A 14,016-nucleotide genomic window follows, 5' to 3' on the forward strand; every position below is an offset into this window, starting at 1 on the left:
ATATGATACTTCTCTATGAGATATTTTGCGACTAATGTAAATGGAGTATAAACCCGCATTTATCGATTAAATTATCCCTTAATTTTGAAGTGATTTCTTGACTGGTTTTTTTTCTGCCACCAGATATAAAATCTCTATGATCTGATTGTGTTATTAATATCTCTTCTTTAGCTCTAGTAAACGCCACATACAGAACACACCGCTCTTCGAAGTTATCATCAGAATAATTCCAAAAAGCCTCGTCCTCGAAACCAATTAGTATCACGGTTTTATATTCAAGTCCTTTGCATTTATGTATGTTCATTATTTTTAGTGATCGCTTTCCACAGAAATTCATCACAATTGTTTCTCTGTCAATATTATTTGAATATATTTTTTGAAGTTGTTTGGCTAACTCTGTCCAAATGTATTTTGTATGTTCAACTGATTTATGTTGTGGCCATTTGCTCTTTATTAAATTGAGGCCTATGTGATCAATTATATTTGTTATAAAATCTAAAATAATCTGATAGTCGTTGAAAATTGTAGCTTTTTTAGTGGTTGAAAAATAATCAATAAACATTATTAACTTATTATTATCTGAGTCATTGTTCTCATCTATTATGTTCAGTTCTATATATAGATTTAACAACTCAGACCAAGCCTTAGGTGATTTTATCAATGCACATTCGAGGATTAAACTAAAGATAATTCCTAATGGATCTGCTATTGCATCCTGAAAAGTGTCATAAACAATATTACTGATGCCTTTGTTATTTAATCGATCACATAATTTAGCACTGTAGTTGCTTGATTTTTGTCGGGTGAGTATACATATGTCTTCAGGTGAAAATCCAGATGCAATTTTATTTAATACATAGTCAGTTATGAAGTTCGACTCAGTGATATCATCATTAAAATGATGAATTGTGCAGTTATTATTCTTCTGTGGGGTTGTCTGATTAAATACTCCTTTTTCGACAAAAGGTTGAAAGTGGCTTAGGAATTCTTTTATTTCAACGCCGGCTCTAAAATTACTAATTAGTAATTTTCTTTTAGGTTTGAAATCTGCCTCTACTTGTCGATATATTTCTGGATAAGCTTGAGCAAAAAGCATAATGCTTTGATTTAGATCTCCTACACAAATAATTTTTATTTGACTATTCAAGAATAATAATGAAATAAGCTCATACTGCTGCAATGTGGTATCTTGGAATTCATCAAGAAAAACATGAGTAAAACATTCCTGATATAAAATAGGAATTGTTCTATTGTTTTTTATTATTGCTAACGCATATTTAATTACATCACTAATATGAACTTTGTTTTTATCACTCTTACCTTTGAATATAATATCATATCCTGCATTAGGTCTTAAATTTTCATCAAGTGATAATCTGAATCTATCGACTATAGATTTTGCAAAGGAATGATAAGTTTTAGATAGAAATCTGTCATTTGCCTCAGGTGAGCGCTTTAATACTCTATCTTTGACATTTTTACTAGCTTCGTTTTTGAATGTTAGGAAAAGAATTTTCTTAGGCCAAGGGCAAATATCATGCTCTAAAAGATAAATGGTTTTTTGAGCAAGCATCTCAGTTTTACCAGCCCCAGGCCCTGCTAGTATTGATAATGAGTCTTGTTCATAAATAATACCTTCTAACTCATTAGTTTTAACAATGAATTCTTCTGGATTCCATTGTGGTAAAGAATTATCTACCATGGCTAATCTCTCCCACTCTTTCGACTAATTCTTTAAGAACGCTTGGCATCCTTTCGACAAGTGATCCCGTTATTTTATTAATAAGCCGTATGTGAGAGGCTGGTTTGCTTTTACTGCCAAGGAATCTATAATTATACCAAACAAATTTTGTTAAATAACCATTATCATGTTTATAGTTTTTATTTCCTTTGTTTCCGTCCTTAAGGACTTGTTTTATTATGTCATTTTCAATTATTTTTTCTTGCTTCAAAACCTCTGGCCCCCTTTCATTGTTTTCTGAATCTATTACACAATAAATTTCAGGAAATGAATTAATCATCATGTAGTCTATATCTAAAGGAGCAGAGAAAAATATATTATGTTTTTTTAATTCATCGACAATATTTACTTTTTTTCCATCATTGTAATCTATTGTAAAAGTTAATGGATCTTGCTCCGAGTCCCAATTCGGTAATAGGTCAAGAATCTCAGAATGTAAATAAGTTACTTTCCTATGAGATGATAATTGCTTTATGGCATATTTGATTCTTTCAAATCCTCCACCATTCCTTCCTAGATCGAGATCTAATAACGTTATGTAAGGTATTTTTAAAGACTCAAGTAAGCGCCAGAAATGATTTACATGCCTACCACCTAAAGGAGCAATTGCAATATTTTTACTATCTGCGTCAAAGTTATAAGATTCAAATATTTTGGGTAGTATTACCTGCTCACTATCACCCTCCACTAGAATTACAAGACTAGCAAAATATATTTCAGGATATGATTTGACTGCTTCGTTTATAAATTTAAATTTCTCATCGGATTTCAATGGTAGTTCTAATTTATTTATAATGCTACAAGTGTTTTTCAAGGAAAAATGTCGCACCTGTTCAGGTTCTATTCTTGACATTATAGAGGTTGAATGCGTAGACATTACCATTTGAAATGAATCTTTCTCGGCATAGTTGGAAAATAACTTTATTATCCTTCCGAGATATTGAGGTGATAAATGGTTTTCGGGTTCTTCTAATGAAATTAAGCTAAATATTGGGAGTCTTAATTTTGATTTATCAAAACTATATTCACCTTTAGCCGCGTGTTTTATTTTTATTTCCACGTTAAATAATGCGTTGATTATTGCAAGATACATCAGGGATCTTTGACCATCACTAAGTAATTCAGCCGATATAATTGCGCCTTGTTCATTTGGACTTAAGAATAAAGTAACTAACTTCATCAAGTCATCTATCGAGTTTAGTGGGAAGTCTAATTGGGCATTTGAAAGTACACTCTCTTTATAAAGTGTTGCCCATCCACTATTAATGGACTCTGATATTAAATTTATCTCTCTGTTTTTCTTCGCGATGGCAATCAGTTCTAATGCTTTCTCTTTATACTCGTCCCTGGCATTTTCATCCCAGTTAATCGCTTTCATTAACTTACCTAAAATCGCTGATGAGGAGTAAGTTAATTGTTTTAACGGATCTCTGGTCGCAGGTACGTAATGGATTTGAATTGAATTTCGAATCAATGGTGATAATTTTATTTTGCAATCATCGCTAGGAGTCTCTGAGATGTCTGTGATGATATAGATGTTTTCATCTATATCGCCAGCATCTGAAAATTCATAACTTAATGATGCTTCAAGTCGAACCCTAAAGATTACATCCTCTCCATCATCGAGTGTCATTTGTTCTATTAACGAGGGGATGCTTACATCATCTTTTATTTTGCTGAAACCAAATGTGACATCTATGAAGAGATTTTTAATTTGGGTTTGGTCATCTTCGTTTTCAACATGAAATTCAGAAGGAGATATGGTTCGGAATGAATTTGAAACACTGAATAATTTATTTAGTGCATCAAGAATTGCACTCTTTCCGGTTCCATTGTTACCTATAAATACTGTTCTGTCTTTTTCAAATGAAATTTTTTGTGGTTCGTTATATGAAAAACTTTTAAAACCACCGATAGTCATACTTTTTAAATGCATGGATTAAATCCTTATAATGTATTTGCACCGTAAAATAACTGCTTGGCTAAATTAATTAAAAGAAGGTTATTCAATGCTGTATCAGAACTACATCGTAGATGAAGCTATGTTAAACCTACTTTTGGTAGAAACTCAATATCAAACTACATAATTACAAAATCACTAACGTGCACTGCCCCGCCCGCCTGCCCGCTCCACTTAACAGGGTGGTTTTCATGCACCTCGTAAATCGCTTCAGGAGCCGCCACACAAGGGCTTTTGCGTCAAAAATAACGCATGACTGTCATGCGTTTTCATGCAGCATAGACATGCACTCAGGCTACAGACATCAAAAACCCGGCACAAGCCGGGCTTAAGTGAGCGGTTCTGTTCAGATCAAAACAGTTTTCTTTTTTTCATGTCATCATTTGAGCCTGATACCGGCGCTGAACCGGCCAGGCTCATCACGTCGTCCCGGAATCTCAGCGGCAATATTTCACTCGTCCATTTCAGCATGAAATTCAGGATAAATTCACGATACAGTGTATCTGCATCATTTGTTCCTTCAATAATCCCCGGGATATGTGCTGAGCTATCCCGTTCAAATTGTCTGTACTTCATCCTGAGCAGGCTACTCAATTCAGCACCGTTGAAAATAAAGAAGTCACGCAGAAGCTCATCAATACGCTCTTCCGTGATGCCATGATGGCAGTTTACGTAGGCGTTTGCCTTACGACCGGTCGCGTCAGCCAGTACCGGCAACTGCTCTTCTTTTTCAGCAATCAGACCGGCCAGCTCGGCGGCTGTTTCCTGTTGTTCCAGATACTCAGCCCGAAGAGCTTTCATCTCTGGAGTCACGATACCGCCGTTCTGGCTAAGCAATTCCCTGAACTGCATCCGATTGTCTTTGCTCGCCTGTTCAGTTTCGGCCTGATGCTGACGCAGAGCCCTGAGGTTCTCAATAGCTGCATCTTCGGCCTGTCTGGCCTCCACCCAGGCCTGCATTTTTTGGTAAAGATCAATTATCCTGGACTGCCAGTCAGAGGAAAGGCCTTTTGTCAGTGTTTCCGTCTGGCGGGCGATTTCATTTGCAGGCAACCGCATGAGCCAATCAGCATCCTGAAGTGGTTTCTTTGCCCTGGCGAGGAGTGTCACTACATGTCCGGTTGCGGCCTGAATCTGGTTTTCCGTCAATTGTTGTTCTGTCATATTATGGTTCCTCCCCATTTTATTGTGCATGACGGTCTTTAAGGGTACAGGCCGAACCATAGCGGCCCAGCGTCTGCGGCTTACGTGCGGGGGAATCATCCTGCGACTCAGGTTCAGGTGGCACGGATTTATGCGGCTTCATAATTATCGTGTCAACGCTTTCCAGCGCTGTAAATGTGCAGGAACATTCAAGATTCTGGCACTGATACCATGAGCGTTTAACCGAAGGTGCTTCATAGGAACTGGTTCTGGCATGGGCCATAGTGCCGCATTCAGGACATTTCAGCGCCATTACAAACCCTCCGATACACTGTTGTTTTTTTGCAGCAACATATGTTCCTGACGGATCTTCATCTTATGCAGGGATGCAGGGGTAGATATGTCAGGAGTTTGGTTATTGTTTTGTTCTGGGATAGTCATGTCAGCACCTTGTTGTTTGTCTTGGTGTCAATTGTGCTGTCATGGATACAAAGCTGCCATTGAACATCATTGTGCGAGCGATAAGACAAAGACTTCTTTTGGCTAGCCAGGAAAGGCCTCATTTAACTGAATCTGTTTCAGTTTTACTTTAACTATTCACTACTATTCACTTGAGTAAAAAAATAGATAATACAGTAAGTTAAAAGATGAAGGGTTGACAGGATAGTATTCATTGACTGTTCATAACTGTTCACATAAGTATGAAATTATTTATGGTATTTTTTCATAATGGATGGTTTTTTTATTCCTCATGACTATTTGTTTTTTGCTTCTCACCACTATTCATCCTTATTCAGGAGTATTCGACAGGCGGTGAAATATACTGCCTGTTATTGCCGGCAAATAACAGTTTCGCATCTGGGTATGGTGTTGCATTTCATACTTATTTTTATAAAACTAGAGCTACCCGGTTCTTTATGGATTCATTCGTATATGTTTTTAGAGTTAAGGTGAGGTTATTTAACATCAAGGTTTTTATGCAGGGCCAATGTTTATAAGTTGGATGCGAATCATAAATATGTCCGGAATTGTGGCCTGCAATGCAAGGCCTCGTGTAGAAGTTGTACAGCCTTGCTGTATTGGCGTTGGGGGCCAGCACGATCAGGTGCAATGACCCATAGGGTAGTAAACCCTAGATGAATGGTAGTTCCTATTAATGCTCCTGTATTCATAGCTCGCAGGTAAGATTTTTATTATGTCGTTTTATATGGTTTAACCGAGTTTTAAGTTCCATAAAATCAACATGTGACGCTAAATAAATAATGCGTGCGTAAGCGAAATATATACACATAATAAGGAACTACCTGAATCCAGATGAATTCATCCGGACTGTTGTGGAAATTAAAGAGGGTAGATAAATGCGTAATATTTCTGTGTCTGCGTCAGCTCCTGCTGCGCCATTATTTCCTGTTCCGAATCAGCATGAGCGATTTTTACGCCTGCCTGAGGTGATGCACTTATGCGGGTTGTCCCGTTCGACCGTTTACGACCTGATAAGCCGCGATGCGTTTCCGAAGCAGATCCCGCTTGGCGGTAAAAATGTCGCCTGGGCTCAGTCTGAGGTCAGCGCATGGATGGCGGAGCGTATCAACGCCCGTGGACAAGGATGTGATGCATGATGATACCTGAACACATTAAATACCTTTTTTCTGGCTTGCTTACTGCCGTCATTTCCAGGTATAGTTTTTCCGCTGTCGCAAAATCGGCAGCCGGAATTGGCGTTCCGCGAAACTCAATGGCGACACCAGACGCGCCAAGCGTCTTTTTTTTCGTCGTAGCTCAGGCACACCCATTTTCCGGGCTGTGGTGTTTATGCGTACACCGTGGTTCTTTCGAGATAATGGCAGTCCGGGCGGGGCAGCCTTCGGGCTGGCCGGTATCCATTGAGGCCGGTTACGCCAACCCCGTTCGGGCTGCCACCAGTGAAATTGGCGTTTCCGGTGGTAGCAATAACCGCTACTCAATGGAGGCTGCCATCATGGCTACAATCCTCAACCCGTCATACCCGCAATATGTCTTTGTGTTTGCAGCAATCCGCCGTGCTGACACTCAACCCCGCATCTGTATGCTTCGCACTGTCGCCTGCGATGAGCGTTCCGCACGTCTTTCGTTGGTCCGCGATTATGTACTCTCCCTTTCTGCACGCCTGCCTGCCGGGGAGGTGACACTATGAACCAGTTTGAGATCTCCTACGACGATGTTGTAAGGCTGAAACATTTACGCAATGTGGGTGAGTATGTAACTGGCATGGCAGCCCTGCAGGACTGTTATGAAAAGCCAGCAGGCCCCCAATGTGAACAACTAGTTTCCCTTATCTATCTGATGACAGAGCAACTGAATGGAGTAGTACAACGCTGCCATGACGACCTGATGAATGCGGAGGTGGTCTGATGAAATGCTGTGAATCTCATCTGGCACTTCGTGCCGCTATGTATCGCCGTGCCGTTGCCTGCGCCTGGCTGACTCTAAGCAGTCAGGAGGAACGTTATTCCGGCCTGACGCTCGCTGAACTTGAAGATGCCATAGCCCGCGAGCTGGAAGGATTCTATCTGCGCCAGCATGGGCAGCAAAGGGGACTGGAAATTGCCTGCGCGTTGCTTTCGGATCTGATGGAGTCGGGGCCGCTAAAGGCCTGTCCCGTTCTCTCATTACTCGGAATGACGGTAATGGATGAACTTTGCTCCCGCCACCTCAATAAACCAGCGTTGCATTAAGGAGGGCTGCACAATGTCAGGAATGAAAGTTAGCCATGCTGAGAAAGCAGCTCGTGGTCACTGGTCAAGAATTTTACCAGCGCTGGGCGTAAACGTACTGAAAAATCGACACCAGCCCTGTCCGGTCTGTGCCGGGAAAGACCGCTTTCGATTTGATGACCAGGAAGGGCGGGGAACGTGGTTCTGTAACCAGTGCGGTGCAGGTGATGGCCTGGCGCTTGTAAGTAAAGTACTGAATGTAGGCATCAGTGAAGCGGCAGAGAGAATAAATGGCATTACCGGAAATCTGACACCCGTACCTCAGGAAATGCTTGAGTCTAATTCTCTTGAAAAAGAGGCCGGGAAACAATCCGCAGCCGTGCTGGCTGCCCGTTTGTTTGAGAAATCTCGCCAGGCCACTGGCAATGCCTATCTGAAGGGTAAAGGGCTTTCTGCACTGCCTTGCCGGGAATTAACCGCCATGCAAAAAGTCGGTGGTATGACATTTCGCGCGGGAGATCTTATCGTTCCATTGTACGCAGATGGAGAGCTGGTAAATCTGCAGTTAATCAACGCTGATGGGGGTAAATGCTTCCTTAAAGGCGGTCAGGTTAAGAATGCCTTTTACCTGGTTGAAGGTACTGGCAAAGCGGCGAAACGGCTCTGGATAGCAGAAGGATATGCCACCGCACTCACTATCAACCAACTGACTGGCGATGCTGTCATGGTGGCCTTTTCGTCCGTCAATTTCCTTTCCCTGGCAAGCATTGCCTGCAGTCAGTACCCAACGCACCAGATAATTATTGCTGCTGATCGCGATCTCAACGGTGCGGGGCAAACAAGGGGCGTAGCTGCTGCCAAAGCCTGCAATTGCACAATGGCGCTCCCACCTGTGTTTGGTGACTGGAACGATGCATTCACGCAGGACGGCGAAGAAGCCACCCGGCAGGCAATTTATGAGGCCATAAAACCAGCCGTTGCCAGCCCGTTCAACACAATGAGCGAAGCTGAATTTAGCGCGCTGAGCGTCAGTGAAAAAGCGCAGAGGGTAGTGGATCACTATAAAAATGCACTGGCAGTAGACCCGAATGGGCAGCTCCTTTCACGCTATGAGGCGGGGGCCTGGAAAGTTATCTCTTACGCCGATTTTGCCCGTGATGTGGCTGCGCTGTTTCAGCGCCTTGGCGCACCTTTTTCATCCGGGAAAATTGCCTCTATCGTGGAAACCCTCAAACTGATTGTTCCGCAACAGCAGAATCCAGCGCGGCAGCTGATCGGGTTTCGCAACGGTGTGCTCGATACCCGGACAGGATTGTTCAGCCTGCACGATAAGAAGCACTGGTTACGTACGCTGTGCGAGGTGGATTACACGCAGCCTGTAGAGGGCGAGGCACTGGAAACTCATGCCCCGGCATTCTGGCGCTGGCTGGATCGCGCCGCAGGTTTCAAACCAGAAAAGCGGGACATTATCTTGGCGGCACTGTTTATGGTGCTGGCTAACCGTTATGACTGGCAGCTGTTTTTGGAGGTCACTGGCCCTGGCGGAAGCGGAAAGAGTATTCTGGCTGAAATAGCAACAATGCTGGCAGGTGAGGATAATGCTACCTCTGCAACCATTGAAATGCTTGAGTCACCACGAGAACGAGCCGCATTAATTGGTTTTTCACTGATTCGACTTCCCGACCAGGAAAAGTGGAGCGGTGACGGGGCCGGACTAAAAGCCATCACTGGCGGCGATGCGGTATCCGTTGATCCCAAATACCAGAACGCCTATTCAACCCACATTCCTGCAGTTATTCTGGCTGTGAACAATAACCCGATGCGTTTCACTGATCGTAGTGGTGGAGTTTCACGCCGAAGGGTGATCCTGCATTTCCCCGACCAGATAGCCCCGGAGGAACGCGATACCCAGCTCAAAGAGAAAATCGCCAGCGAGCTGTCGGTGATTGTTCGCCAGCTTATGCAACGTTTCAGCGACCCAATGAGTGCCAGGACATTACTTCAGTCGCAGCAGAACTCCGATGAAGCGCTCACCATCAAGCGTGATGCTGATTCAGCGTTTGATTTTTGCGGATACCTTGAAGTCTTACCTGACACCACGGGAATGTTTATGGGGAACGCTAACATTGTCCCACGTCAGCCTCGTACATACCTTTACCATGCCTATCTGGTCTACATGGAAGCCAACGGCTATAAAAATACGCTCAGTCTGACCATGTTTGGCAAGGGGCTGCCGTTAATGCTGAAAGAGTATGGGCTGCAGTACGAGAAGCGGCGGACCAATCAGGGAATGCAGACCAATCTGGCACTCAGAGAGGAAAGCAATGCTGACTGGCTGCCTAAGTGCGATGGCCCAGCAACCAATTAACGTATAACTGACCCGGCATACGCCGGGTTTTTTTCTTTTCAATGAATGTAGAGTTTACTGTTCACTCTACACCATATTGTTAACTTCTATTTTATTGATATTAAAGTTAATTATGTCGCAGTGAACAGTGTGCACGCTTTTCTAAAGAAAAAGTAATTTTGGGTGTTGAGGACTTTTGGTTTGGATCCGTTGTACGGAACCTAACCGGGGATATAAAAATTGTGCTTTGGTTACAAATGGCTAAAAACTCGTCTTTTTTACCGATGGTAATAAAAAAAAGTGGGGGCACAAATGGGGGCATAAATCTGTTTTAATTTTGAAAAATCTTTATTTAACATCGCGTTATGTATGTATTTGAGTCCGGCCTTCGCACCATAAGATGCAAATCAAAGTCGCTTAAGGGCGGCTTTTTTTGTGTCTGAAATTCCATATCCACCCAATTATTTTCCTTCATGAACAGCAAGCAGAATCCACATTACTCACTCTGCTGATAATCAGTTATTCAATATTATTGTTTATTTCTTTGCCCTGTATCGTTTGCGATAGCCTTTATAGCGGGTATTATTTTGCGCATTGCATTCCAAAACTGAATTTTTGCCTGTGCACATTTGCATTATGGCTGCGATCTCCCCGAGGGTTTCATGACTAACACTAACTTTTCTCAAACGGCTGCGTTTATCTGGTCGGTAGCTGATTTGCTGCGCGGTGATTTTAAACAGTCTCAGTACGGGCGCGTGATCCTTCCCTTTACGCTGCTGCGCCGCCTTGAATGTGTGTTGGCAGAGACCAAAGACGCGGTTGTGGCGAAATATGATGAATTAAAAACCAGCCCACTGCCGGAAGATGCCAAAGAGAAGTTTCTGCTGCGCGCCAGTACATTTTCCTTCTTCAATACCTCGAAGATGGATCTGGGGAAGATGGGGCAGAACGACATCAAAGCCAACCTGGAAAGCTACGTACAGGCGTTCTCCCCGGACGCGCGTGAGATCTTCGAACACTTCAAATTCAGCGAGTTTGTCGGACTGCTGGAAGACGCCAATCTGCTGTTCAAGGTGGTGAAGAAATTCGCCACCACCGATTTGAGCCCGAAAGCGATTTCCAACTATGAGATGGGCCTGGTGTTTGAAGAGCTTATTCGTCGTTTCGCGGAGAGTTCCAACGAGACCGCCGGTGAGCACTTCACCCCACGCGATATCGTGCGTCTTACCACCTCGCTGGTATTTATGGAAGATGATGAAGCCCTGACGCAGGACGGTATCATCCGTACCATTTACGACCCGACGGCCGGGACAGGCGGCTTCCTCTCTTCAGGCATGGAATATGTGCATGAGCTGAACCCTAACGCGGTGATGCGTGCCTTTGGTCAGGAGCTGAACCCGGAATCCTACGCAATCTGTAAAGCCGACATGCTGATCAAAGGTCAGGACGTCAGCCGTATTAAGCTGGGTAACACTCTTTCTAACGACCAGTTACCGCAGGACCAGTTCGACTACATGCTCTCTAACCCGCCGTTCGGCGTGGACTGGAAAAAGATTGAGGGCGAGATTAACGACGAACATACGCAGAAAGGCTTTAACGGTCGCTTTGGCCCGGGCCTGCCGCGCGTCTCCGACGGCTCGCTGCTGTTCCTGATGCACCTGATCAGCAAAATGCGCGACAACCACAATGTGGATGGCACAGTGAGTAACGGCGGGCGCATCGGGATTATCCTTAACGGTTCCCCACTATTTACCGGCGGGGCGGGCAGCGGTGAGAGCGAAATCCGCCGCTACATTCTGGAAGCCGATTTGCTGGAAGGCATCGTAGCGCTGCCAACGGACATGTTCTACAACACCGGCATTGCCACCTACGTCTGGATCCTTTCCAACAAGAAAGCGCCTGAACGTAAGGGTAAAGTCCAGCTGATTGATGGCACCAACCTGTGCGGTAAGATGCGTAAATCGCTGGGTTCCAAGCGTAACCTGATGGGCGAAGACGATATCAAGCTGATCACACAGACCTTCGGTGATTTTAAGGTGGTGGATGCCACAACCCTGGAAGAACTGGGTCTGGAGAAAGCCGCCGAGCAAAAATCCAGCCGCGGTCGTCAGCCTGCCACCGGCAAAACCGAAGCGCCGAAAACCTTCGCCAGCAAAATTTTTAACAGCACTGATTTTGGCTATCGCCGCCTGACCATTGAACGTCCGCTGCGGTTATCCGCTCAGGTGACGGATGAGGCGATTGCGACTCTGCGCTTTGCACCGAAGCCGTTTAACGCGCCGATGGAACGTCTGTATGAAGAGTTCGCGTCCCAGTGGCAGGAAGGCACCTACGGTGATTACTCCGAACTGGAAGCAGAAGCGCGCGCCATCATCAAAGCCGAATTTGCCGAGCTGAAAGAGAAGCAGATTAAAGACCTGCTCGACAGCAAGCTGTGGCTGGCACAACGCGCCTTGATGGAAAAAACGCAGCAGATTCAGGCTGCTCTGGGTACGCAGGCGGGTGGTAAAACGCTGGTGAGCAATGACTTCAACCAGTTCCAGCTGACCCTGAAAGGGGCTATCAAAACGGCTGGCGTGAAGCTGGATGCGAAAGAGAACAAGCAGTTTATCGACGCTATCACCACGAAAAACCCGGATGCCGAGCCGGTGGTGAAGAAGGTGCTGAAAGAAGCCGCTCAGCCGCTGTACGGTGCGTTTGAATACAAAGGCAAAGTGGTGGAGTTTGAGCAGGACGGCGAGCTGCGTGATAACGAGAACGTGCCGCTGAACCCAGCATTGTCCACCAGCGACCTGATTGAAAACTATTTCGAGTCTGAAGTACTACCGCACGTGAATGACGCGTGGATCAACGCCGATAAGCGCGATGCGAAAGATGGTGAAGTGGGGATTGTCGGTTATGAAATTCCGTTTAACCGCCATTTCTACGTCTATCAGCCGCCGCGCCCACTGGAAGAGATTGATGCCGATCTGGATGCAGTGAGCGCCGAGATTATGAAGCTGCTGCAGGAGGTGCATTCCTGATGGCTAATTATAAGGCGTATCCGGAGTATAAGGATTCTGGGATGGAGTGGTGCACTGCATTGCCACTTGGATGGAAACGGACAAATTTGAGGTGGTTATCCAGCATCTATGCAGGAGGTACCCCATCGAAAAATGTTATAGATTATTGGGAAAACGGCACAATTCCTTGGATCAATTCGGGGGCAGTGAATCAAAGTTATGTTACAGAACCATCTACATTTATTTCAAAAGCTGCCTTTGAAAATAGTAGTGCTAAGTGGATACCAAAAGGGGCGCTAGTTGTAGCTTTAGCTGGCCAAGGTAAAACTAAAGGCATGGTTGCTCAGCTTGGTATTAAGACCACGTGCAACCAGTCGATGGCGGCAATTGTATTTTATGAAATAAATCTTTCTCGGTATATCTACTGGTGGCTAACATCTAATTACCAAAATATACGCAATATGGCTGGTGGTGATTTAAGAGATGGATTGAATCTTGAGCTATTAGGCGATATACAATGCCCTCAACCTAATGATGGTGAGTGTATTCGAATTTCTGCTTTCCTCGATCACGAAACCGCAAAAATCGATAACCTGATCGAGAAGCAACAGCAACTGATTGAACTGCTGAAAGAAAAACGTCAGGCAGTGATTAGCCATGCCGTCACCAAAGGGCTAAACCCTGATGTGCCGATGAAAGATTCTGGTGTTGAGTGGTTGGGGGAAGTGCCTGAGCATTGGGATGTATGTGCTGTAAAACATATAGTTTCCACTCCAATAACAGATGGACCTCATGAAACCCCAGATTTTATTGATGATGGGATACCATTTATATCAGCTGAGGCAATATCGTCTGGAGTCATAGACTTTGATAAAAAACGAGCATGTATTTCATTAAAAGATCACAAAAGATTTAGCATGAAGTATTCACCTCAATATAATGATATTTATATGGTTAAGTCTGGTGCCACGACCGGAATCACAGCAATTGTTGAAACTCATGATGACTTTAATATTTGGTCACCTCTTGCTGTTATTAGATGTAATGAATACTCGAATCCTTATTTTGTTATTAACTTTATGCGATCGAAGCCCTTTCAAACTGCTATTGAATTGAATTGAATTGGAGTT

General features: G+C 44.1%; 11 protein-coding genes. 7 read left to right on the forward strand and 4 right to left on the reverse strand.

Features of this window, described 5'->3' with window-relative positions:
• Positions 1-31: 31 nt before the first annotated feature.
• From KGP24_RS02770 to KGP24_RS02785, 4 genes are all read right to left on the reverse strand, one after another.
• Positions 32-1,702, reverse strand: a complete 1,671-nt coding sequence (locus KGP24_RS02770) for an ATP-dependent helicase (protein ID WP_223562287.1) — start codon at positions 1,700-1,702, stop codon at positions 32-34.
• Complete coding sequence (locus tag KGP24_RS02775) at positions 1,692-3,677, reverse strand: AAA family ATPase (RefSeq protein ID WP_205916056.1); 1,986 nt, start codon at positions 3,675-3,677, stop codon at positions 1,692-1,694. The genes KGP24_RS02770 and KGP24_RS02775 overlap by 11 nt, the downstream gene beginning before the upstream one ends.
• 375 nt (positions 3,678-4,052) lie before the next feature.
• Positions 4,053-4,865, reverse strand: a complete 813-nt coding sequence (locus KGP24_RS02780; RefSeq protein ID WP_205916055.1) for a hypothetical protein — start codon at positions 4,863-4,865, stop codon at positions 4,053-4,055.
• A gap of 19 nt (positions 4,866-4,884) precedes the next feature.
• On the reverse strand, positions 4,885-5,157 hold the full coding sequence (locus KGP24_RS02785; RefSeq protein WP_097475939.1) for an ogr/Delta-like zinc finger family protein: 273 nt from the start codon (positions 5,155-5,157) through the stop codon (positions 4,885-4,887).
• Positions 5,158-6,202: 1,045 nt separating this feature from the next.
• Here KGP24_RS02785 and KGP24_RS02790 point away from each other — a divergent pair.
• From KGP24_RS02790 to KGP24_RS02820, 7 genes are all read left to right on the forward strand, one after another.
• On the forward strand, positions 6,203-6,463 hold the full coding sequence (locus KGP24_RS02790; RefSeq protein ID WP_097475941.1) for an AlpA family transcriptional regulator: 261 nt from the start codon (positions 6,203-6,205) through the stop codon (positions 6,461-6,463).
• On the forward strand, positions 6,460-7,017 hold the full coding sequence (locus tag KGP24_RS02795; protein WP_223562288.1) for a host cell division inhibitor Icd-like protein: 558 nt from the start codon (positions 6,460-6,462) through the stop codon (positions 7,015-7,017). The genes KGP24_RS02790 and KGP24_RS02795 overlap by 4 nt, the downstream gene beginning before the upstream one ends.
• A complete protein-coding gene (locus KGP24_RS02800) occupies positions 7,014-7,235 on the forward strand; it encodes a hypothetical protein (RefSeq protein WP_223562289.1) in 222 nt (73 codons plus the stop codon). Before KGP24_RS02795 ends, KGP24_RS02800 begins: the two co-directional genes overlap by 4 nt.
• Positions 7,235-7,558 (forward strand): DUF5375 family protein, encoded by a 324-nt coding sequence (locus tag KGP24_RS02805; RefSeq protein WP_223562290.1) that lies wholly within the window; start codon positions 7,235-7,237, stop codon positions 7,556-7,558. Before KGP24_RS02800 ends, KGP24_RS02805 begins: the two co-directional genes overlap by 1 nt.
• Positions 7,559-7,571: 13 nt before the next feature.
• On the forward strand, positions 7,572-9,905 hold the full coding sequence (locus KGP24_RS02810; protein ID WP_223562291.1) for a primase-helicase zinc-binding domain-containing protein: 2,334 nt from the start codon (positions 7,572-7,574) through the stop codon (positions 9,903-9,905).
• A gap of 641 nt (positions 9,906-10,546) precedes the next feature.
• Positions 10,547-12,907 (forward strand): class I SAM-dependent DNA methyltransferase, encoded by a 2,361-nt coding sequence (locus KGP24_RS02815; protein WP_223562292.1) that lies wholly within the window; start codon positions 10,547-10,549, stop codon positions 12,905-12,907.
• Positions 12,907-14,007 (forward strand): restriction endonuclease subunit S, encoded by a 1,101-nt coding sequence (locus tag KGP24_RS02820; protein ID WP_223562293.1) that lies wholly within the window; start codon positions 12,907-12,909, stop codon positions 14,005-14,007. Before KGP24_RS02815 ends, KGP24_RS02820 begins: the two co-directional genes overlap by 1 nt.
• Positions 14,008-14,016 lie beyond the last annotated feature (9 nt).

Origin of the sequence: Enterobacter sp. JBIWA008 (assembly GCF_019968765.1) — a bacterium.
Taxonomy (GTDB): Bacteria; Pseudomonadota; Gammaproteobacteria; order Enterobacterales; family Enterobacteriaceae; genus Enterobacter.